Origin of the sequence: Pseudomonas sp. WS 5059 (assembly GCF_012985525.1) — a bacterium.
In the GTDB taxonomy this organism is placed as follows: Bacteria; Pseudomonadota; Gammaproteobacteria; order Pseudomonadales; family Pseudomonadaceae; genus Aquipseudomonas.
Map to the genome: position 1 here is coordinate 54,042 of NZ_JAAQWO010000011.1, position 22,958 is coordinate 76,999.

Genomic DNA, 22,958 nt, shown 5'->3' on the forward strand with positions numbered 1-22,958 from the left:
TAGGACGCCTTCGCGGGCCTCTGTCGGGTTTGATGTAACGCCCGATGACTGCACTCGCCTGCGCTAATTTTTCCTGTCTGGATTCGTTTTATAGGGACGACGTGCCTTTGTGCTTCCTGCCTATTGCTCCGGATCCCAAGAAATGAACGCTGAAGACTCCTTGAAACTTGCTCGCCGGTTTATCGGGTTGCCCCTGGAAAAACGCCAGATGTTCCTCCAGGCGCTGCAAAAGGAAGGGATCGATTTTTCGCGTTTTCCGATTCCGGCCCAGGTCGAGTCCGAGGACCGTCAGGCGTTGTCCTACGCCCAGCAGCGCATGTGGTTTCTCTGGCAACTGGATCCGGCCAGCGCCGCCTACAACCTGCCGGGAGCGGTGCGCCTCAAGGGCCGTTTGAGCCTGTCAGCCATCGAGCAGGCGTTTGCCAGCCTGGTCGCACGCCATGAAACCCTGCGCACGGTGTTCCAGCGCCAGGCCGATGAGCGCCTGTTGCAAGTGCCCTGCAAACCGGCGCTGGCGATTGAGCCATTGGACCTTGGCAACTTGCCACTGGCCGAGCGCGAACAGGCCGTGATGGCCGCCGCTACCGCACAATCGCTGCAGCCCTTTGACCTGGCCACGGGCCCACTGCTGCGTGTGCAATTGCTCAGGCTTGCCGAGCAGGAGCATGTGTTGCTGTTGACCCTGCATCACATCGTCTCGGACGGCTGGTCGATGAACGTGCTGATCGACGAGTTCATCCGCTGCTATGACGCCTTTGAGCGCAACCAGGCGCCGCAACTGCCGGCCCTGCCGATCCAGTACAGCGACTATGCCCTGTGGCAGCGCCGCTGGCTGGAAGCCGGGGAGCAGGCGCGGCAACTGGATTACTGGCGCGAGCAGCTGGGCGATGAGCACCCGGTACTGGAGTTGCCCCTGGACTTTGCGCGCCCAGCCGTGGCCAGTCATCAGGGCCAACGCTATGAGTTCGCGGTGCCGGCGCCGCTGGCCGAGGGCGCGCGCTTGCTGGCGCGCCAGCAGAATGTGTCGTTGTTCACCGTGCTGCTGGCTGCATTCAAGATCCTGCTGTTTCGCTACACCGGCCAGACCGACCTGCGGGTGGGCGTGCCGATTGCCAACCGGCATCGCGGTGAAACCGAGGGTTTGATCGGCCTGTTCGTCAATACTCAAGTGATGGCTGCGCACGTCGATGGGCAGGCGCGGGCCAGTGACTTATTGCAAGTGCTCAAGGACGTGGTCAGCGGCGCCCAGGCCCATCAGGACCTGCCGTTCGAACGCCTGGTCGAAGCCCTCAAGCCGGAGCGCAGCCTGAGCCACACGCCGCTGTTCCAGGTGCTGTACAACCATCAGCCGCAGGTGGCTGATCTTGAGGCGCTGGTGCTGGAATCCGGCCTGTCCTTGAGCCTGGTGGAGTGGCAAAGCCGCACCACCCAATTCGACCTGAGCCTCGACACCTGGGAGCAGGGCGGCACCCTGCGGGCCGCACTGACCTTCGCCACCGACCTGTTCACGCCCGCCACCATCGAACGCATGGCCCGCCACTGGAGCAACTTGCTCGCTGGCATGGTCGACAACGTGCAGCAGCGCGTGGCCGAACTGCCGATGCTCGACGCTGCGCACTACCAGCAGCAGATCCATGACTGGAACGCCACAGCTTCTGAGTACCCGCAAGAGCGCAGCATCCATCGACTGATCGCCGAGCAGGTCGAGCGTCAACCGGATGCCCTGGCCCTGACCTGCGGCGCCAAGACCCTGAGCTATCGCCAGCTGGACGGCCAGGCCAATCAACTGGCGCACCAGCTGATCGAGCTGGGCGTGGGCCCTGAAGTGCGGGTCGGCGTGGCCATGCAGCGTTCCGACGCGTTGATCGTCGCCTTGCTCGGGGTGCTCAAGGCCGGCGGCGCCTATGTGCCGCTGGACCCGGATTACCCCGCCGACCGCGTGGCCTACATGCTCGAAGACAGTCGCGCCCAGGTGCTGCTGACCGAGGCCGAGTTGCTCGCCGACTTGCCCCAGACTCAGGCCCGGGTGCTGCTGATGGATCAACTGGCCGGCTATCCGCTGACAGCACCGGTCACCGCCGTGGCGCCCAATAATCTGGCCTACGTGATCTACACCTCCGGCTCCACCGGCAAGCCCAAAGGCGTGGCGATTGCCCATGGCAACGTACTGGCGCTGATCCACTGGTCGCAGCAGGTGTACAGCCGCGAAGATATCCAGGGCGTGCTGGCCTCGACCTCAGTGTGTTTTGACCTGTCGGTGTGGGAAATCTTCGTCACCCTGGCCAACGGCGGCTCGCTGATCCTCGCGCGCAATGCCCTGGAACTGCCCGACCTGCCGGCCCGCGACCAGGTGCGCCTGATCAACACCGTGCCGTCGGCGATCAATGCCTTGCAGCGCGCCGGGCAGATCCCCGAGAGCGTGCGCATCATTAACCTGGCCGGCGAGCCGCTCAAGCAATCCCTGGTGGACCGCCTCTACCAGCAGGCGTCGATCAAGCAGGTCTATGACCTGTATGGCCCGTCCGAAGACACCACCTATTCCACCTGGACGCCACGCGAAGCCTTGGGCCAGCCGAGTATTGGCCGACCGTTGAGCAACACCCAGGCCTACCTCCTCGACGCCGACCTGCAGCCCGTACCTACCGGGGCCGCTGCCGAGCTGCACCTGGCCGGCGCCGGGATCACCCGTGGCTATCTGGGCAAGGCAGCCTTGACCGCCGAAAAGTACGTGCCCAATCCTTTTTCCACCACCGGCGAGCGCCTGTACCGTACCGGCGACCTGACCCGCTATCGCGCCGATGGGGTGATCGAGTACGTCGGGCGTATCGACCATCAGGTGAAGATCCGTGGCCTGCGCATTGAGCTGGGGGAAATCGAGGCCCGTCTGCTCAGCCACCCACAGGTCAAGGAAGCGCTGGTGATTGCCCAGGATGGCCGCTTGCTGGTGGCCTATGTGGTACCGGCGACGATGCCTGAAGACCAGGGTGCGTTTGAGCAGACCCTGCGCGCGCACCTGGCCGAAACCCTGCCGCAATACATGCTGCCGACGGTAACCATGGCCTTGGCGCAATTCCCCGTGACCCCCAACGGCAAGCTGGACCGCAAGGCCTTGCCACGGGCCGGCGAGGCCAAGGTACAGGTCTTCAGCGCACCACAGGAGCCTCGGCAATTGCTGCTGGCCGGGATCTGGCAGGACATTCTTGGCCAGCCGCAGATTGGCCTGGATGACAACTTTTTCGAGCTGGGCGGCGACTCCATCGTCTCGATCCAGGTGGTCAGCCGCGCCCGCCAGGCCGGCTTGCAACTGGCGCCCAGCGACCTGTTCCGCCACCAGACCCTGCGCAGCCTGGCCGCCGCCGCCCGTGAAGTGTCGACACTGGCCATCGAGCAAGGCCCGGCCCAAGGCCCGGTGCTGCTGACCCCGGTGCAGCGATGGTTCTTTGCCCAGGACATTCCCGCCCGCCAGCACTGGAACCAATCGCTGCTGCTCACCCCGCGCCAGCCGATACAGGTCGCCGCACTGACCGCTGCGTTGCAGGCGTTGGTGGTACAACACGATGCCTTGCGCCTGCGTTTCGTCGAGGGTGGGCAGGGCTGGGAGCAAGCGCATGCGCAATCCACGACGGTGGAGCTATGGCAGCGCCAGGCCGCCAGCGTCGAGGCATTGCGCGAGCAGTGTGATCTGGCCCAGGCCAGCCTGGACCTGCAACACGGCCCGTTGATGCGGGCCTTGCTGGTGGACATGGCCAATGGCAGCCAGCGCCTGTTGTTGGTGCTGCATCACCTGGTGGTGGATGGGGTGTCCTGGCGTGTGCTGCTGGAAGACTTGCAGCGCGACTACGCCCAGGGCCTGGCCGGCGCACCGCTGACCACGCCGCACAAGACCAGTGCCTACCAGCAGTGGGCCGCGCGCCTGGACGACTACAGCCGCAGCCCGGCGCTGCTGGCCGAGCTAGCGTACTGGCGCGGGCAGTTGCAGGGCGCTGCCAGCGACTTGCCACGGGATAATCCCCACGGCCGGCAGACCCAGGCGGTGGCTGAACACATCCGCCTGCGCCTGGACCGTGAACACACCCGGCAACTGCTGCAACAGGCGCCGGCGGCCTACCGCACCCAGGTCAACGACCTGCTGCTGGCCGCCCTGGCCCGCACGATCTGCCAATGGACCGGCCACCCCTCGGCGCTGATCCAGCTCGAAGGCCATGGTCGCGAAGAGCTGTTCGATGATATCGACCTGACCCGCACCCTCGGCTGGTTCACCAGCCTCTACCCGCTGCGCCTGACCCCTGGCAACGAGGCGGGCGCGACCCTCAAGGCGATCAAGGAGCAATTGCGCCAGGTGCCCCGCAAAGGCATTGGCTACGGCGTGCTGCGCTACGGTGCTGCGGCTCAAGAGCTGGCGGCGCTGGCCCAGCCACGGATCACCTTCAACTACCTGGGGCAGTTCGACCAGCAGTTTGGCGATGATGCGCTGTTCGTACCGGCCAGCGAAGGCGGCGGCCAGGCCCAGAGCCCGGAGGCGCCCCTGGCCAACTGGCTGAGTGTGGAAGGGCGGGTGTACGCCGGCGAGCTGGAACTGGACTGGAGTTTCAGTGGCGAAGTCTACCGTCGCGAGACCATCCAGGCCCTGGTGGATCATTGCGCCCGGACCTTGCACGAGCTGATCGCACACTGCCTTGACCCGCAGCAGGGCGGGGCCACGCCTTCGGACTTCCCGCTGGTCAGCCTCGACCAGGCACAACTGGAAGGCCTGGGCTTGCCCCTGACGCAGATCGAGGACCTCTATCCGCTGTCGCCCATGCAGCAGGGCATGCTGTTCCACAGTGCCTACGATGCCGGGGCTGGCGCCTATATCAACCAACTGCGCCTGACCATCGATGGCCTGGACGTGGAGCGGTTTGGCCAATGCTGGCAAGCGGTGCTGGAGCGCCACGAAGTACTGCGTGCGCGGTTTGTCTGGGAAGGCCAGGCGCAGGCGTTGCAAGCGATCCAGCGTGCGGTGCAACTGCCGCTGACGGTGCTCGACGTCGCCCCCGACGACCTTGACCAACTGGCCCTTGAACAGCGCGAACAAGGTTTCGATCTGCACCAGGCGCCGTTGTTGAGCCTGGTGTTGGTGCCACTGGCGGCTCAGCGCTATGAACTGATCTACACCAGCCATCACATCCTGATGGACGGCTGGAGCAACGCGCAGTTGCTGGGCGAAGTCCTGCAACGTTACGCCGGGCAGGTGCCGGCGCCGGTCACCGGGCGCTATGCCGACTATGTGGGCTGGCTGCTGGCCCAGGACCCCCAGGCCAGCGAGCAATTCTGGAGCGCGCAACTGCAAGCACTGGCCGCGCCGACCCTGTTGGCCAACGCTCTGCCGGCGCCGCGCGGGGGCAGCGGTCAGGCCAGTCACCAGTTGCTGCTGGACGCCAGCACCACCGCGCGGCTGGGGGAGTTCGCGCGGCACCACAAGGTCACTTTCAACACCCTGCTGCAAGCGGCATGGGCGATTTTGCTGCAACGGTATTGCGGCCAGCCGAGCGTGGCCTTTGGCGCCACGGTGGCCGGGCGTCCGGCCCATTTGCCGGGGATCGAGCAGCAGGTCGGGCTGTTTATCAATACGTTGCCGATTATTTGCAGCCCGGAGGCCACCCAGAGCGTCGCCAGTTGGTTGCAACAGGTGCAGGCGCACAGTGTGGTCCTGCGCGAGCACGAGCACACACCGCTGTACGACATCCAGCGCTGGGCCGGGCAGCCGGGCAGTGCACTGTTCGACACCTTGCTGGTGTTCGAAAACTACCCGGTGTCCCAGGCGCTGCAAGCCGGCGCACCGGCCGGCTTGAGCTTCAGCGGGCTGCACAACCACGAGCAGACCAGCTATCCGCTGACCCTGGGCATCGAGTTGGGTGAAACCCTGAGCCTGGACTTCAGCTACGCCCGGGCCGCCTTCAGCCCGCAGCAAATACACACTATCGGCGCGAGCCTGTTGCAACTGCTTGAGCAGTTTGTCGAGGCGCACGGCCAGGCACTGGGCAACCTGAGCCTGCGCGCTCCGGCCCTGGAGCGGGCGGCGGTGCAGCCGGCCGTCGACCCGTTGCTGGCGCACCAGCGTATCGAGCGCCGCGCTGCGGCGACCCCGGATGCCCTGGCCTTGATCAGCGGTGACGAGCGCTGGACCTATGCCGAGCTCAATCAGCGCGCCAACCGCCTGGCCCATCGCTTGCGCGAGCAGGGTGTAGTGCCCGGCCAGCGCGTCGGGCTGGCGGTGCGTCGCGGTGGGGCGATGATTGCCAGCCTGCTGGCGATCCTCAAGGCCGGCGCCGCCTATGTGCCGTTGGACCCTGATTACCCGGCCCAGCGCCTGGCCTACATGATTGATGACAGCGCCATGGATCTGCTGCTGCGCCAGCCCGGCGTGCTCGACGACGCCCTGGCCGATGCACGCGTGCCGTGCCTGCTGCTCGACGGATCGGAGCGCGACTATCCGTGCACCAACCTCGCCAACCTGGCGCTGGCCGAGCACCTGGCCTACGTGATCTACACCTCCGGCTCCACCGGGCAGCCCAAGGGGGTGTCCATCGCCCATGGCGCGCTGCGCGAGTTCTGCACGATAGCCGCCGAGTACTCGCAACTCACCCCTCAGGAGCGGGTGCTGCAATTCGCCACATTCAGCTTCGACGGGTTTGTCGAACAATGCTTCCCGCCGCTGTGCGAAGGTGCCTGCCTGGTGCTGCGCGGTGACGACACCTGGGACACCGTGACCCTGTACGAGCAGATCATCGAGCACGGCGTGACCCTGGCCGACTTGCCGGCGGCGTACTGGTTCCTGCTGGCCCAGGACTGGGCCGCCGACCCGCAGCGCAGTCGCGGGCAACTGCGCCAGGTGCATGTGGGGGGCGAGGCGATGTCGGTGGAAGGGCTCAAGCTCTGGCACGCCGCAGGCCTAGGCGGCGTGCGCTTGCTCAACACCTATGGCCCGACCGAAGCCACGGTGGTGTCCAGCACCCACCTGTGCCAACTGATGGATGCCGACGCGGCCAATGGTGTGCCGATTGGCCGTGCCTTGCCGGGTCGGGCGCTGTATGTGCTCGATCGCGACGCCAACCCACTGCCCGATGACGTGGTCGGTGAGTTGTGCATCGCCGCTTGCGAGGGCTTGGCCCAGGGTTATCACCAGCGTGCGGCACTGACTGCCGAGCGTTTCATTCCCGACCCATTCGCTGCCGTGGCCGGCAGCCGCGTGTACCGCAGTGGCGACCTGGCGCGACGCGACGCGGCGGCGGTGGTGCATTACTGTGGGCGGATCGACCACCAGGTGAAGATCCGTGGTTTCCGTATCGAACTCGGCGAAATCGAATCGCGCCTGTTGCAACAGCCCGGTGTACGTGACGCGGTAGTCCTGGCCCATCAGGGCGCGAGCGCGCAGCAACTGGTGGCCTATATCGTGCCGGCGCAGGCCGAGCCTGGGTTGCGCGAGCGCCTCAAGGCCAGTCTCAAGGCGAACATGCCGGACTACATGGTGCCGACCTACTGGATGCTGCTCGACCACTTGCCGCTGACCCCCAACGGCAAGCTCGACCGCAAGGCCCTGCCCAAGCCGGACGCCAGCCTGTTGCAGCAGGACTATGTGGCGCCGGTCACCGCCGTGCAGCAGCAACTGGCGGCTATCTGGCAAGCAGTGTTGAACCTGCCGCGGGTGGGGCTTGGCGATAACTTCTTCGAGCTGGGCGGTGATTCGATCCTGTCGATGCAGGTGGTCAGCCGAGCCCGTCAGGCGGGGCTGCACTTCACTGCCAAGGCGTTGTTCGAGCAGCAGACCATTCAAGGCCTGGCCAGTGTCACCCGCAGTGGCGATGGCCTGCCGAGCATCGACCAGGGCCCGGTGGTCGGTGGCATGCCGTTGCTGGCGGTGCAGCAGGTGTTTTTTGACGAGGATATTCCCCAGCGCCAACACTGGAACCAGTCCGTACTGTTGACGCCCCGCCAGCCCCTGGACGGGGCGCGACTTGCCCAGGCCTTGCAGGTGCTGGTCGCCCATCACGATGCGCTGCGCCTGAACTTCCAGCACGACGGCGCGCAGTGGCTCGCCAGCCACGGCGCGGCGTCAACCCAGGAGCTGCTCTGGCAGCACCGGGTCAATCACGACGCCGAGCTTCAGGCGCTGGCCGACCAGGCCCAGGCCAGCCTGGACCTGCAACAAGGTCCGCTGCTGCGCGCGGTGTTGTTCGACAAGGCTGATGGCAGCCAGCGCCTGCTGGTGATCATCCATCACCTGGTGGTCGACGGCGTGTCCTGGCGCGTCCTCCTGCAAGACCTGCAGGACGCTTACCGCCAGCCCACCGTGAGCTTGCCGGCCAAGACCACCGCGTTCAAAACCTGGGCCGAGCAACTGCAAGGTCTTGCCCGCGGTCCCGCGCTACCCACCGAGGTTGCGTTCTGGCAAGCACTGCACGGCACCGACAACCACCTGCCGGGCGCCAGGGTGGACGCCAGCCTGCGCAGCCGCGACGGCATTACGCTGGATACGCGCCTGGACGCCGACCTGACCCGGCGCCTGTTGCAGGACGCACCAGCGGCCTATCGCACCCAGGTCAATGACCTGCTGCTGACGGCATTGGCGCGGGTCATCACGCGCTGGACCGGGCGCCGTGAAGTGTTGATCCAGCTCGAAGGCCATGGCCGTGAAGAGCTGTTCGACCACCTGGACCTGACCCGCACCGTGGGTTGGTTCACCAGCCTGTTCCCGGTACGCCTGGTACCCGCCGAGGCGCTGGACGATTCGATCAAGCAGGTCAAGGAGCAACTGCGCGCCATCCCCAATCGGGGCGTGGGTTTTGGCGCCTTGCGTTACCTGGGCGACGCATCGGTGCGGCACACCCTGGCGGCACTGCCGGTGCCGCGTATCACCTTCAACTACCTGGGCCAGTTCGACAGTAGCCTTGAAGGCGAGCACAGCGCACTGTTTGTACCCAGTGGCGAACGTGCCGGGCTTGAGCAGCACCCGGACGCGCCGCTGGGCAACTGGCTGACCCTTAACGGGCAGGTGTTCGACGGCGAGTTGTGCCTGGGCTGGACCTTCAGCCAGCAGATGTTCGACGCCGCCACCATCCAGGCACTGGCCGACGCCCTGGCCTTGGAGCTCAAGGCGCTGATTGAACACTGCACGAGCGCCGGCCATCACGGCGTGACCCCGTCGGACTTCCCGCTGGCGGCGTTGACCCAGGTGCAAGTGGATACCCTGGCCGGCGCCTGCGAAGCCATCGAGGATATTTATCCGCTGTCGGCCATGCAGCAGGGCATGTTGTTCCATAGTCTGCTGGAGCAAGGCGGCGGCGAGTATGTCAACCAGATGCAGGTCAGCATCGACGGCCTCGAGCCCGAACGCTTCCGGGCGGCGTGGCAGGCGGTGGTCGATGCTCATCCTATCCTGCGCACCGCCTTTGCCTGGCAGGGTGGTTTGCCGCAACCGGTGCAGGTGGTGCACAAGCAGCTTGAAGTACCGTTCAGCGTGCTCGACTGGCGTGAACGCAGCGACCAGCCACAGGCGCTGCAAGCGCTGGCCGCCGCCGAGCTGGCCCAGGGTTTTGACCTGAACCAGCCCGGGTTGTTGCGCCTGGTGCTGGTGCGCCTGGACGCGCGTCGTTGCGAATTGTTGTACACCCACCACCACATCCTGATGGATGGCTGGAGCAACTCCCAGCTGTTGGGCGAGGTGCTGCAACGCTATGACGGCCAGGTGCCGACGCCGTCGGTGGGGCGCTATCGCGATTACATCGCCTGGCTGCAACGCCAGGATCAGCAGGCTGGCCAACAGTTCTGGCGCGCCAACCTGGCGGCACTGGAAGAGCCGACTCTGCTGGCCCAGGCGGTCAGCGACCCGGCGCAGGCGCTGGCCGGTGGTCTTGGCGATCATTACCTGACACTGGATGTGGCGCAAACCCGCCGCCTGGGCGAGTTTGCCCGCCAGCAGAAAGTCACCCCCAACACCCTGGTGCAGGCCGCATGGCTGTTGCTGTTGCAGCGTTACACCGGGCAGGACAGCGTAGCCTTTGGCGCCACGGTCGCCGGTCGCCCGGCTGACCTGGCGGGTATCGAGCAGCAGGTTGGCCTGTTCATCAACACTTTGCCGGTGATTGCCAGCCCGCGTGCCGAGCAAACGGTCAGCCAATGGCTGCACGCCGTACAGGAGCAAAACCTGGCCCTGCGCGAGCATGAGCACACGCCGTTGTTCGATATCCAACGCTGGGCCGGGCACAGTGGTGACGCGCTGTTCGACAGCCTGCTGGTATTTGAAAACTACCCGGTGGCCGCAACCCTCAAGCGTGGCGCACCCCAGGGGCTGGTGTTCGGTGAGGTGCGCAGTGTCGAGCAGACCAACTATCCGTTGAGCCTGCTGGTCAGCCTGGGGGAAACCCTGACCGTGCATGTGCGCTTCATCCACGCCCATTTCAGCGTGGGCACCATCGATGAACTCAGCGAGCATTTCAGCCGCCTGCTGTTGGGCATGCTCGATCAGCCCGAACTGGCGCTGGGTGACTTGTCGATGCAAGGTGCGGCCCGTCAACGACAGGTGGTTGCGCAATGGAATCCACCGGCGGTCGATTACCCGCGCGAGCAGTGCATTCATCAATTGTTCGAAGCCCAGGCCAAGCGGGCCCCCGAGGCCGTCGCGCTGGTGTTTGGCCAACAGTCGCTGACCTATGCCGAGCTTAATCAGCAGGCCAACCAACTGGCGCATCGGTTGCTGGCCGAAGGTGTCGGGCCGGATCGTCTGGTGGGGATTGCGGTGGAGCGCGGCTTGCCGATGATCATCAGCCTGCTGGCGATCCTCAAGGCCGGTGGCGCCTACGTGCCGCTGGACCCGGCTTACCCGGCCGATCGCCTGGCGTACATGATGCAAGACAGCGGCCTGAGGTTATTGATTACCCAGGCGCCGCTGCTTGGTTCGCTACCGATTCCGGGCGGCGTGCAGGCGCTGGTGCTGGAGGGTGAGGCGGGCTGGTTCGCCGGTTACCCGAGCCACAACCCACCGGCGTCGGCCGGGCCGGACAACCTGGCCTATGCGATCTACACCTCCGGTTCCACCGGCAAGCCCAAAGGCGTGATGGTGCCCCATGGCGCCCTCGGCAATTTCATTGCGAGCATGGCCCGCGAGCCGGGGCTTGCGGCGGGTGAACGGATCCTCTCGCTGACCACGTTCTCGTTCGATATCTTCGGCCTGGAGATCTACCTGCCGCTGACTGTCGGCGCCTGTGCGGTGCTGGTGGACAAAGACACCACCCTCGACCCGGACGCGATCCTCAGCACCGTCGCGAGCCAGCGCGTCAACACCCTGCAAGCCACCCCCTCGACCTGGCGCATGTTGCTCGACAGCCCGCAGGTGGCGGCGTTGCAGGGTTGTACCTTGCTCTGCGGTGGCGAAGCCCTGGCCGACGAACTGGCGGCACGCATGCTCGCCCTCGGCGGCGCGGTGTGGAACCTCTATGGCCCGACCGAGACCACCATCTGGTCGGCTGCCCACCGCCTCGACGGCCAGCCATGGTTGGGGCGGCCAATCGATAACACCGCGTTGTACATCCTCAGCCAGGACGGTGCGTTGGCCCCGGTCGGCGTGCCCGGCGAGTTGTTGATCGGCGGCGATGGCCTGGCGCGTGGCTACTTCCTGCGTCCAGGCCTGACTGCCGAGCGCTTCTTGCCCGACCCATTCGGTGCGCCCGGCCAGCGCCTGTACCGCACCGGCGACCTGGCGCGCTACCGCGCCGAAGGGGTGATCGAATACCTCGGGCGCCTGGACCACCAGGTGAAAATCCGTGGCTTTCGCATCGAACTGGGGGAAATCGAGGCGCGCATCCAGTCCCAGGACGCTGTGCGGGAAGCGGCGGTGCTGGCCCTGGACGGACCCAGCGGGCCACAACTGGTGGGCTATGTGGTACTCGCCGAACCTAGCGATAGCCCCGAACGGCACGCGGCGTTGCGCGAGTCGATCAAGGCCGGCCTCAAGCAGCACCTGGCCGACTACATGGTCCCGGCGCACCTGGTGTTTGTCACGCAGATGCCCCTGACCCCCAACGGCAAGCTGGACCGCAAGGCCCTGCCGGCGCCGGACGTCAGCCAGATGCAACGGGCCTATGTGGCACCGGCCTCGCCGCTCGAGCAGCAACTGGCCGAAATCTGGCAGCAAGTGCTCAAGGTCGAGCGTATCGGGCTTGGCGACAACTTCTTCGACCTGGGCGGGCACTCCCTGCAGGTGGTGGTGATGCTGTCTCGCGTGCGCGCGGTGCTTGGGGTGGACGTGGCGGTGAAGGACTTTTATGCCCAGGACAGCCTTGGGGCGTTGGCCAAAACCCTGGCCGACGCGGCCCAGGGCGATGGCCTGGCCGATGACTTTGACCTGATCTTCGATGCCCTCGATGAGCTGGAGCAGGAAAACCTGGAGGAAAGCAATGCTTAACAAAACTGCGGAACTGGTGGCGCGCATCAAGGACTTGAGCGCCCCCAAGCGCGCGCAACTGTTCAGCAAGCTGGAACAACAGGGGGTCAATGTCGCGCGTTTCCCGATTGTGCCGGCCAGCGAGACCGGGCCCCAGGCCCTGTCGTATGCCCAGCAGCGGCAATGGTTCCTCTGGCAGTTCGACCCCCTGGGCAGTGCCTACAACATCTGCGCGGCCCTGCGTTTGAAGGGCGAGCTGGATGTCGAGGCGCTGCAATGCAGCTTGTCGCAGGTGCTGGCGCGTCATGAAGGGCTGCGCGCCGGGTTTGTGCAGGAGGATGAGCGGGTGCGGTGCATCATTCGGCCGATTGACGCGCTGGAACTTGCGGTACAGGACGCTGCGGCGGGCGACCCCGAGTCTGTCATCAAGGCGTTTGTCCAGGTGCAGAGCAGCCAGCCGTTCGATCTGGAACACGATCTGTTATTGCGTGCCGCAATGTTGCGCCTGGCGGACGATGAGCATGTGCTGGTGCTGACGTTGCACCACATCATCACCGATGGCTGGTCGATGCAGATCATGATCGATGAGCTACTGGCGCTGTACATCGCCCAGGTCACGGGCACGCCATGCGCGTTGCCGGCGCCGGTCATCCAGTACGCCGACTATGCCGCCTGGCAGCGGCAATGGCTGGAGGCCGGGGAAGGGCGCCGGCAGCTGGATTACTGGCGTGGCAAACTGGGTACAGAGCACGTCCTGCTTGAGCTGCCGGTGGATCGCCCGCGCCTGGGGCCGCCGGACCAGCAGGGTGCGACGCTGCCGCTGGCGTTGGACCGCGCCCTGAGCGATGGCCTCAAGGGCCTGGCGCAGCAGCAAGGGGTGAGCCCGTTCATGTTGCTGTTGGCGTCGTTCCAGGTGCTGTTGCACCGTTACAGCGGCCAGTCGGATATCCGCGTCGGCGTGCCCACCGCCAACCGCAACCGCGCCGAGACGGAGCGGGTCATCGGCTTTTTCGTCAACACCCAGGTGATGCAGGCCACGCTCGACAGCCAGCAGCCGTTTGCGGACTTTGTGCAGACCGTCAAGGCCGCCGCCCACGAGGCCCAGACCTGGCAGGACCTGCCGTTCGAGCAGTTGGTGGAGGCGCTGCAACCCGAGCGCAACAGCCTACACACGCCTTTGTTCCAGGTCATGTTCAACCACCAGATGGAAGCTGGCCGGTTTGCCGATGGCCAGCCCCTGGGCGGGTTGCTGTGCACCCCGGTCGACTCGGAAAACCGCAGTGCGCCGTTTGACCTGACCCTCAATACCTTCGACGGGCCCGATGGCTTGTCGGCGGCGCTCACCTATGCCACCGACATCTTTGACGCCTCGACTGTCGAGCGCCTGGCGCGGCACTGGCAGGCCTTGTTGCAGGGTATGCTCGATGACCCCCGCCAGCGCATTGGCCAACTACCGATGCTTACCGCCGCCGAACAACGCCTGGCGCTGCAAAGCTGGAACAGCAGCACCGCCGACTACCCTCGCCATAGCGCCATCCACCAGTTGATCGAGGCCCAGGCCGCCCGTACTCCGGATGCTGTGGCGTTGGTGTTTGATACACAGTCGTTGACCTTTGCCCAGCTCAACCAGCAGGCCAACCGCCTGGCCCATCGTTTGATCGAAGCCGGCGTGGGCCCGGATGTGCTGGTGGGCATCGCGGTGCAGCGCAGCGTCGACCTGGTGGTCGGGCTGCTGGCGATTCTCAAGGCTGGTGGTGCCTACATCCCGCTGGATCCGGCGTATCCCGAGGATCGCCTGGCCTACATGATGCAAGACAGCGGCCTGGCCCTGCTGCTGACCCAGGCACCGTTGCTCGCGCGCTTGCCGATCCCGGCCGGGGTCAGTGCGCTGGTCCTGGACCAGCCGGGTGCGTGGCTCGATGGCTACAGCTGCGAAAACCCACTGCCGCGCAGCACCGCCGAACACCTGGCCTACGTGATCTACACCTCCGGCTCCACCGGCAAGCCCAAAGGCGTGATGGTGCGCCATGGTGCGCTGACCAACTTTGTGTGCAGCATGGCCCGCCAGCCGGGCCTGGATGCCAATGACCGGTTGCTGTCGCTGACCACCTTTTCATTCGATATTTTCGGCCTGGAAATCTACGGGCCGCTGCTGGTCGGCGCGACCCTGGTGCTGACCGGGCAGGACATCAACCTCGACCCGCAAGCCTTGCTGGCCCTGGTCAAGCAGCAGCGCATCAGCGTGTTGCAGGCCACGCCTTCCACGTGGCGCATGCTGCTCGATCACCCCCAGGCCGACGCCCTCAAGGGCTGCAAACTATTGTGCGGCGGTGAGGCGCTGCCCCTGGAACTGGCGACCCGCCTTTTGGCGCTCTCGCCCCAGGTGTGGAACCTTTATGGGCCGACCGAAACCACCATCTGGTCGGCGCAGTACCCACTCACGCCAACCCAGCCAAAGCCGTGGCTCGGCGGGCCGATTGCCAATACCAGCCTGTATATCCTCGACGATAACCTGGCGCCAGTGCCGGTCGGGGTCGCCGGCGAATTGTTGATTGGCGGCGACGGCCTGGCGCGAGGTTATTTCCAGCGCCCGGCACTCACCGCCGAACGCTTCTTGCCTGACCCATTTGGTGCGCCCGGCGCGCGCCTGTATCGCACCGGCGACCTGGCGCGCTACCGCGCGGACGGGGTGATCGAGTACATCGGCCGCGTGGACCATCAGGTGAAAATCCGTGGGTTGCGGATCGAACTGGGGGAAATCGAGGCGCGGCTGTTGGAGCAACCGCCAGTGCGCGAAGCCGCCGTGGTGGTGCGGGACGTCGCTGGCCATCCGCAGTTGGTGGCGTACGTGGTTGCCGTGCAAGCGGTGAGCGATGAGCAGGCGCTGCGTGAGGCGTGCAAGCGTCAGCTCAAGGGCGACCTGCCGGAGTACATGGTGCCCAGCCATTGGGTCTTCCTCGACAGCCTGCCGCTGACTCCCAACGGCAAACTCGACCGCAAGGTGTTGCCCGCACCGGATGCCAGCGCCTTGCAGCAACACTACATCGCGCCGCGCAACGCCCTGGAGCAGCAGATCGCCGAGGTCTGGCAGCAGGTGCTGGGCCTGGCGCAAGTGGGGGTGAGCGACAACTTCTTCGAGCTCGGCGGGCACTCGCTGCTGGCCACCCAGGTGATCGCGCGACTCAAGCAAACCCTGGCCAGCAACCCAGGCTTGCGTGACCTGTTCAACGCTCCGGTGCTGGAAGATTTTGCCGCATTGCTGGCAAGCCGCTCGGTTGTGCAGCCGGCGCAAATCGCCTTGCACGCCCATGGCCCGCGCAGCACTGCGCCGTTGTCCCTGGCCCAGCGTCGCTTGTGGGTGGCCGAGCAGTTCTCGGCCGGCAACGGCGCGTATGGCATGCCCTTGGCGTTGCGCTTGCGTGGCGAAGTCTCGCTGGCGTTGTTGATCGAAAGCCTCAAGTGTGTGGTGCAACGCCATGAGGTGCTGCGTACCGCCTATGTCGCCGACGATGACGGCGATCCACTGGCGGTGATCGCGCCTGAAGTGAATGTGGACTTCGCCGTGGTCGACCTGTCGCACCTGGACCGTATCGAACAGGAAGCCCAGGTCGCCCAGGCCACACTGGACAATACCCGGCGCCCGATCAACCTGGCGCAGGCGCCGTTGTTCCGTGGGCAGATCCTGCGCCTGGGCGCCCATGAACATGTGCTGCTGTATTCGATGCACCACATCATCTCCGATGGCTGGTCGATGGCGGTGCTGGTGGGGGAACTGGTGCAGCACTACGCCGCGCTCAAGCAGGGGCATGGCATCGATCTGCCGCCGCTGCCGGTGCAATACAGTGACTACGCCCAATGGCAGTTGGAGTTGGAACAGGCCGGGGTGTTGCAACAACAGGCCGGCTACTGGAAGGACGCCCTGGCCGGTCACCCTGGGCACCTGCTGCTACCGACAGACTTTGCGCGGCCGCCGATGCCGTCCTTCGAGGGCTCCAGCGAGTCATTCAGCGTGCCGCCGGCGTTGGGCGAGGCACTGAAAAGCCTGTCCGCACGCCAGGGTGTCACGCCTTACACCACGTTGTTGGCCGCATTCCAGGTGTTGCTGCATCGCCTGGGCGCCAGCGACGACGTGCTGGTGGGCGCCGATGTGGCGGGGCGTCAGCATGCCGAGCTGGAAGGCCTGATTGGTTTCTTCGTCAACATCCTGCCCCTGCGCTCGCGCTTCGACGCCCGGGCGCGCTTCAGCGATTTCCTCGCCGCGGCCCGGGAAACCTCCCTGAGTGCCTTCGAACACCAGGACCTGCCCCTGGACATGATCGCCGAAGCCAGCAACGTGCCGCGTCACAAGGGTTTCAACCCCTTGGTGCAAGTGCTGTTCGTGATGAACAACCTGCCGGTGCACAGCGCGGGCCTGGCGGACATTGCGGTGGAAATGGTGCCCAGCCTGGGCGGTTATTCCAAGTTCGATATGGCGCTGTTTATCGACGAAGACCACGGCCAGTGGCAGGGCACCTGGCAGTACGCCAATGACTTATTCAAACAAGAGCGCATCACCGAACTTGTGAGCGCCTGGATGGGAATTCTTCAACAGATTGTCATGGATCCAGACATCCGATTAGGGGACATCATCATGCCGTCGAATACCGCTGTTGCTCCTGCCGCACCTGCCAGCCCGAAGGCCGACAAGCTGGGCAAGTTCCTCAAGAAACCGTCGAGCCCGGTGGCCAGGGCCCCGCTGCCGGCGATGCGTGAATCGCTGTTGAACGCCGACCAGGTGTTCCCGTTGCTGATGGAACCCAACGACCCGGGGCTCGACCTGGTGACCTGGGTCCAGGCCAATCGCGCCCTGGTCGAAGAGAAGCTCGCGCGGCATGCGGGGATCCTGTTCCGTGGCTTCGCCATGCGTGACATCCACGACTTCGAGGCCTTTGCCGAAGCCGTCCAGCCGGGCCTGTATGGCCAGTACGGCGACTTGCCGAAGAAAGAGGGCGGCAAAAACACCTATCGCTCCACGCCTTACCCGGAAAAGAAAATGATCCTGTTCCATAACGAGAGCTCGCACCAGGATCGTTGGCCGCGCAAGCAGCTGTTTTTCTGTGAGCAACCGTCGCCCGTGGGCGGGGCCACGCCGGTGGTCGATTGCCGGCAGATGTACCTGCGTTTGCCGCAAGCGTTGCGCGATACCTTCGAAAGCAAGGGCCTGCTGTATGTGCGCACCTTCGCCGACAAGCTCGACGTGTCCTGGCAGCATTTTTTCAAGACCGAAGACCGCGCCCAGGTCGAGCAGCGTTGCGCGCTGGCTGGCATCCAGTGGACCTGGCTGGACAACGACGAACTGCAGATCCGCACCCCGTGCCCGGCGATCATCACCCACCCGGGCACCGGCGAGAAAACCTTCTTCAACCAGGTGCAACTGCACCATATCTACTGCCTGGACCCCGATGTGCGCGACGACTTGCTGGGCCTGTTCGGCCCCGAGCGGATGCCGCGCCACGTGTACTACGGCGACGGCAGCCCGATTGAAGACGCGGTGATGCAGCAACTGGGCGAACTCTACGAGGCCTGTGCGGTGCGCTTTGACTGGCGCAAGGGCGATGTGATCCTGCTGGACAACATGCTCGCCGCCCACGCCCGCGACCCCTTTGAAGGCCCACGCAAAATCGTCGTGGCCATGGGCGAAATGATCGAACGGCGCGACCTGGAAACGGTAGTGCCCTCCACACGTATGCAAACTGAAGGGACTGACGCATGAGTACGCTTAACGATGCAGGCCTGGCGCTGCTCGCCGAACAGCAGCAGCGGGTGCTGGACGCCCAGGGCGGCGCGAGCTGGGGCGACATTGCGCACCTGCTGTCTATCCAGATCAGCGGCGCGCTCGATGTGCCACGGCTGCAAGCGGCGTTTAGTGGATTGCGCCAGCGTCACACAGCGCTCGCGGCGCGTTTGGCGACCGCGCCCGGTTACCGTGGCCTGCGGCAGTTCTTTGATGCCGGGGCGGCGAATGGGGCACTGGCGGTGGATGAGTCCAGTAACACCGCGCAGGTCCTGGCGCTGTGGTGTCAGCGCCCGGTGAGCTTGGCGTCCGGAGTGTTTTTTGAGGGCCTGTTGCAGCGTATCGACACGCAGCACTGGCAACTGACCCTGGGCCTGGCGGGTTTTATCGGCGACCAGGCCAGCCTGGAAATTCTCTATCAAGACCTGTGCACAGCCTATGAGCAGGGCAGTTGCAGCGTGGACGAGGAACTGGGGCAGTTTGCCCAGTACCTGGAATGGCACGCAGAAGTGGTGCTTGACGAAGACGCGGATACCGCCAAGGCCTATTGGCAAACCTACCTGGCGGGCGCTGGCGCGCTGGCGCCGGACTTGCCGGGCCGCTACGCCAATACCGTGCAGGGCAAGGCCGTTGGGCAGTCCCTGAGTACCGACCTTGACCCGCGCGTGTTGGCGCGCCTGGGCCAGTTGGCGACCCAGCACGGCACCCAGGTGACCACGCTCTTGCAAGCCGCCTGGTGGGTGCTGCTGGCGCGGATCAGCGGGCGCGAAGGGTTTGTCGCAGGCCTGCGGCATGACGCGCGCGCGGACTATGAGTTCTTCGCGCCGACCGTGGGCCTGTTGCAAAGAACCCTGGCGCTGCACCTCGACCTGGCGCCGACGGCCTCGTTCAGCAGCGTCCTGGCGCAGTTGGCGGGGGTGCTGGACAGCCATGGCACCTGGCAGGAATATGCGCCGCTCGACGCTGGCCTGCCGCTGACCCATGGCTTTGGCGTGCGCCGCCAGCCGGCAGCGCGCGCAGTGGGGGCATGCACTTGGAGTGGCGCCTACAGTGCTGATCTGCGGCCGCTGTTTGAACTGGCGCTGAATGTCGATGTGGAGGAGGGCGGCGCGGTTACCGGGCTGTCGCTGGACTATGCCGCCGCCGTGTACAGCCAGGCATCGATGCACACGCTGCTGGCGCAGTATCAAGTGCTGCTGGCCAGTGTGCTGGAGCAGCCGGACGCGGCCATCGCTACCTTGAGCCTGTTGGGGGAAGCGGAGCGCCAACGCTTGCTGGCATTCAATCCTGCGACCCAAGTGCTGGAAGAGCGGGTGCTGTTGCCCGAGCATATTCTCAATTGGGCCGAAATCACCCCGGATGCGCTGGCGTTGGTGGCGGGTGGGCAATCGTTGAGCTATGCCGGGCTGGACGCCGGTGTGCGCCAACTGGCCGGCCGTCTGCGCCAGCACGGCGTTACTGCGGGCGGTATCGTCGCCCTGGCGTTGCCGCGCGGCGTGGCCCAGGTGCTGACCATTCTTGCCACCTGGCGCACAGGGGCCGCCTACCTGCCGCTGGACCCCAGCTGGCCCGCGGCCCGCCAGGCCCAACTGGTGGCGCAGGCCGGCGCGCAACTGCTGGTCACCCAGGGCGCGGCGCCGGATGGATTGGGCTGTGCGGTGCTGGATCTCGATCAACCGGTGCAGCAGCCGTTGCCGGAAGGGCCGAGCGCGAACCTGCAAGGCCAGGACGCGGCCTATGTGCTGTTTACCTCCGGCACCACCGGTGTACCCAAGGGCGTGGTGGTTGAGCATCGGCAATTGCTCAACTATGTCGCGGGTGTCAGCGGTGAGCTGGACCTGGCCGCCTGCCGGCACTTCGCTCAGGGCTCAACCGTCGCCGCAGACCTGGGCAATACCAGCCTGTTTGGCGCGTTGTACAACGGCGCCACCTTGCATATCGCTGATGAAGCCACGATGCAGGATCCGCAGGCGTTTGCAGCGTTTATCCAGACCCAGGGCATCGACTGTCTGAAAATCGTCCCGTCCCATCTTGCGGCCTTGCTCGAAGCACCGCAGCCGACAGTACCGGCGACCCTGATCCTCGGCGGCGAGGCCATCGGCCAGGGGTTGGTTGCGCGCATCTTCAACCTGCGCGCCGATTGCCGCCTGTTCAATCACTACGGCCCCACCGAAACCACCGTCGGCGTCGCCGTGCATGGGATCAGCCCGGACGACTTGCAGCAGATGGCGATTGCCCTGACTCGGGTGCTGCCAAACAACCAGTTGTACATCCTCAACGAGGACCAGCAACTGGTGGCCAGCGGTGAACTGGGTGAGCTGTATATCGGCGGCCAGCAATTGTGCCGAGGCTACCTGAATGACCCGGTGCAGACCGATGCCGCGTTTATCAGCAGTCCGTTCGTCCCTGGCGAGCGCCTGTACCGTAGCGGCGACCTGGCCCGTTACCTGCCCCAAGGCGGCATCGCCCTGTATGGCCGGCGCGACCACCAGGTGAAGGTGCGCGGGTTCCGTATCGAACTGGCAGAGATCGAACAACACCTGCTGCGTGCCCCAGGAGTGAGTGAAGCCGTGGTGCTGCTGGCGCAGGATGAGCCGGTAGCCTTTGTACTGCCGAGGCAGGACGCGCCAGCGCACTGGCTGCAAACCCTCAAGCAGCACATGGCCGAGCACTTGCCGGCGGTGATGGTGCCGCGTCAGTACCAAGTGGTGCAGCACATGCCCCGCCTGGGCAATGGCAAAGTCGATCGCCAGGCCTTGCAGCGCCTGGAGCCCATCGATGAAGACGACAACTTCGCCGAACCCCAGGACGCCCTCGAAGCCTTGCTGGCCAGCCGCATGGCCCAGTTGCTGGGTCGTGACCGCCTGGGCCGCGACCGCGACTTTTTTGCCGCCGGTGGCCATTCGCTGCTGGTGATCAAGCTGGTGGCGGGGATTCGCAAACTGCTGCACTGCGAAGTCCATCCCGGCATCGTGTTCGACCACCCAAGCCCCGGCGAGCTGGCCCAGGCCCTGCGCGCCCAGGAAGACAGCCCTGGCCAACTGGAGAAACTGGCCCAGGCACGTTTGCGCCTGGATGCATTGAGCCCAGAGGAGAAGGCCGCGTTGCTGGAGAAGGCGCGCCAACAGGCGGCAGTGCAGAGCTGAGACGGTTGCGGGCGCTGGCGGTCAGTCAGCGCCCGCACGTTTTATGCTGTTGCGAACGATTCTCATAAATTGTAGTCTAGCGCCCCCTATGTGTGCCCTGCACACGGATGCCCATGGAGTGTGCGTTGGATAATCTGGATCGGTTGTTTCGCCTCTATCATCGCGAACTGCAGCAGATTGCCTACCGTCGGCTGGGCGACCGGGAAATGGCGGCCGACCTCATGCAGGACGCGTTTGTGCGCTACGTCGGCCTGGACCGGCAGCAGCGCACCCATACCATCACCAATCCGCGCTTTTTCCTGATTCGCGTATTGCGCAACCTGATCATCGACCTGGGCCGCAGCCGCACACGGCGCGGGCCGATGGACTCGCTGGAGGATGTGCAACACGAGTTGCTCGACCCATGCCCGGGCCCTGCGGCACTGGTGGAAATGCGCCAGCAATTGCAGCTGTTGCAGCAGGCGTTGGGAGAATTGTCCGAGAACAGCCGCCAGGCCTTGCTGCTCAACCGCCTCGACGGCTTGGGCCATGCGGCGATTGCCAAGCAACTCGGGGTGTCTCCCAGTATGGTCAGCAAATACATCATGAGCGCGGTGCTGCATTGCGCCCGGCGTCTTGGGATGACCGAGTGACACTGGAAAAACCTTCACCATTGCTGACCGAGCAGGCGTTGCAGTGGCTGGTCGACCTGCATTCGGGCAGCCCCGAGGCACCGACCTGGGACGCCTACCTGCAGTGGTGCGAAACCTCGCCCGAACACCAGCGTGCCGCCCATGCGGCGGAACGACTGTGGGAGAGCCTGGGCAGCGCACTGGAGCGCCCACCTGGATCGTCACGCCGCTTGTTGCAACTGGGGCTGGTCGTCGCATTGAGCCTGGCGGGCGGCTTGTCCTGGCAGGCGGAGCAACACGGCTGGATGGCGGACCAGGTGACCGGCCTGGGTGAGCACCGCCGCGTCACACTGGACGACGGCTCACACCTGGAACTGGCGCCGCGCACCCGGGTGGATATCGACATGCAAGGTGGTCGCCGGGTGCTGCATCTGTATACCGGCGAACTGTTCGTCCAGGTCGCCCCCGATACCCAACGCCCCTTCGAAGTACGCGCCGGGCGCGGCAGCCTGCGCGCGCTGGGCACTGGCTTCGACGTGCGACGCGAGGGCGAGCAGGTGCGGATGGTCGTCACCGAACACACGGTGCGCGTGACATTGGACGGCGACCCGCAGACCACCGATGTCGAGGCCGGACAGGCCGTGCAATACGGCCCGGACGGCCACGCGCGCACCCAGCCGGTCGATGTCGGCACCGCCACGGCCTGGCGCCGCGACAAACTGGTGTTCAACCGCCAACCCCTGGGCGAGGTGCTGGAGCAACTGGGCCGCTACCATCGCGGCGTGATCTGGGTCCGCGACAACAGCCTGCGCGACCTGCCCGTGACCGGCATCATCGCCACCGACGATACCGACGCCCAACTCAAACTGCTGCAACGCACCCTGCCACTGCGGGTGCGCCTGCTGCCGTGGCTGACCGTGATCGAGCGCGACGACTCGCGCCGACAGTAACCCTGTGTGCAAAAAATACGCTGGCCGCCGCTGTCGGGTTTCAGAAGGCTGACGTCTTTC

At 65.4% G+C, this 22,958-nt stretch carries 5 protein-coding genes; all 5 read left to right on the forward strand.

Going from position 1 to position 22,958, the window contains the following annotated elements; translation table 11 throughout:
* Window positions 1–142: 142 nt before the first annotated feature.
* The 5 genes from HBO12_RS26410 to HBO12_RS26430 all read left to right on the forward strand — a co-directional run bounded on the left by HBO12_RS26410 (window position 143) and on the right by HBO12_RS26430 (window position 22,898).
* Window positions 143–12,439, forward strand: coding sequence for a non-ribosomal peptide synthase/polyketide synthase (locus tag HBO12_RS26410; protein WP_170043708.1), 12,297 nt, complete (start codon window positions 143–145; stop codon window positions 12,437–12,439).
* Window positions 12,432–18,170, forward strand: a complete 5,739-nt coding sequence (locus tag HBO12_RS26415) for a non-ribosomal peptide synthetase (protein WP_262377087.1) — start codon at window positions 12,432–12,434, stop codon at window positions 18,168–18,170. Before HBO12_RS26410 ends, HBO12_RS26415 begins: the two co-directional genes overlap by 8 nt.
* On the forward strand, window positions 18,167–21,337 hold the full coding sequence (locus tag HBO12_RS26420) for a non-ribosomal peptide synthetase (RefSeq protein WP_170043710.1): 3,171 nt from the start codon (window positions 18,167–18,169) through the stop codon (window positions 21,335–21,337). Before HBO12_RS26415 ends, HBO12_RS26420 begins: the two co-directional genes overlap by 4 nt.
* Before the next feature lie 125 nt (window positions 21,338–21,462).
* Window positions 21,463–21,969, forward strand: a complete 507-nt coding sequence (locus tag HBO12_RS26425; RefSeq protein ID WP_262377088.1) for an RNA polymerase sigma factor — start codon at window positions 21,463–21,465, stop codon at window positions 21,967–21,969.
* A complete protein-coding gene (locus HBO12_RS26430; protein ID WP_170043711.1) occupies window positions 21,966–22,898 on the forward strand; it encodes a FecR domain-containing protein in 933 nt (310 codons plus the stop codon). The genes HBO12_RS26425 and HBO12_RS26430 overlap by 4 nt, the downstream gene beginning before the upstream one ends.
* The last annotated feature ends 60 nt before the right edge of the window (window positions 22,899–22,958 follow it).

Coding starts and splice junctions, on each gene's coding strand:
- HBO12_RS26410 (WP_170043708.1), top strand. CDS start 143: ATGAACGCTGAAGACTCCTTGAAACTTGCTCGCCGGTTTATCGGGTTG.
- HBO12_RS26415 (WP_262377087.1), top strand. CDS start 12,432: ATGCTTAACAAAACTGCGGAACTGGTGGCGCGCATCAAGGACTTGAGC.
- HBO12_RS26420 (WP_170043710.1), top strand. CDS start 18,167: ATGAGTACGCTTAACGATGCAGGCCTGGCGCTGCTCGCCGAACAGCAG.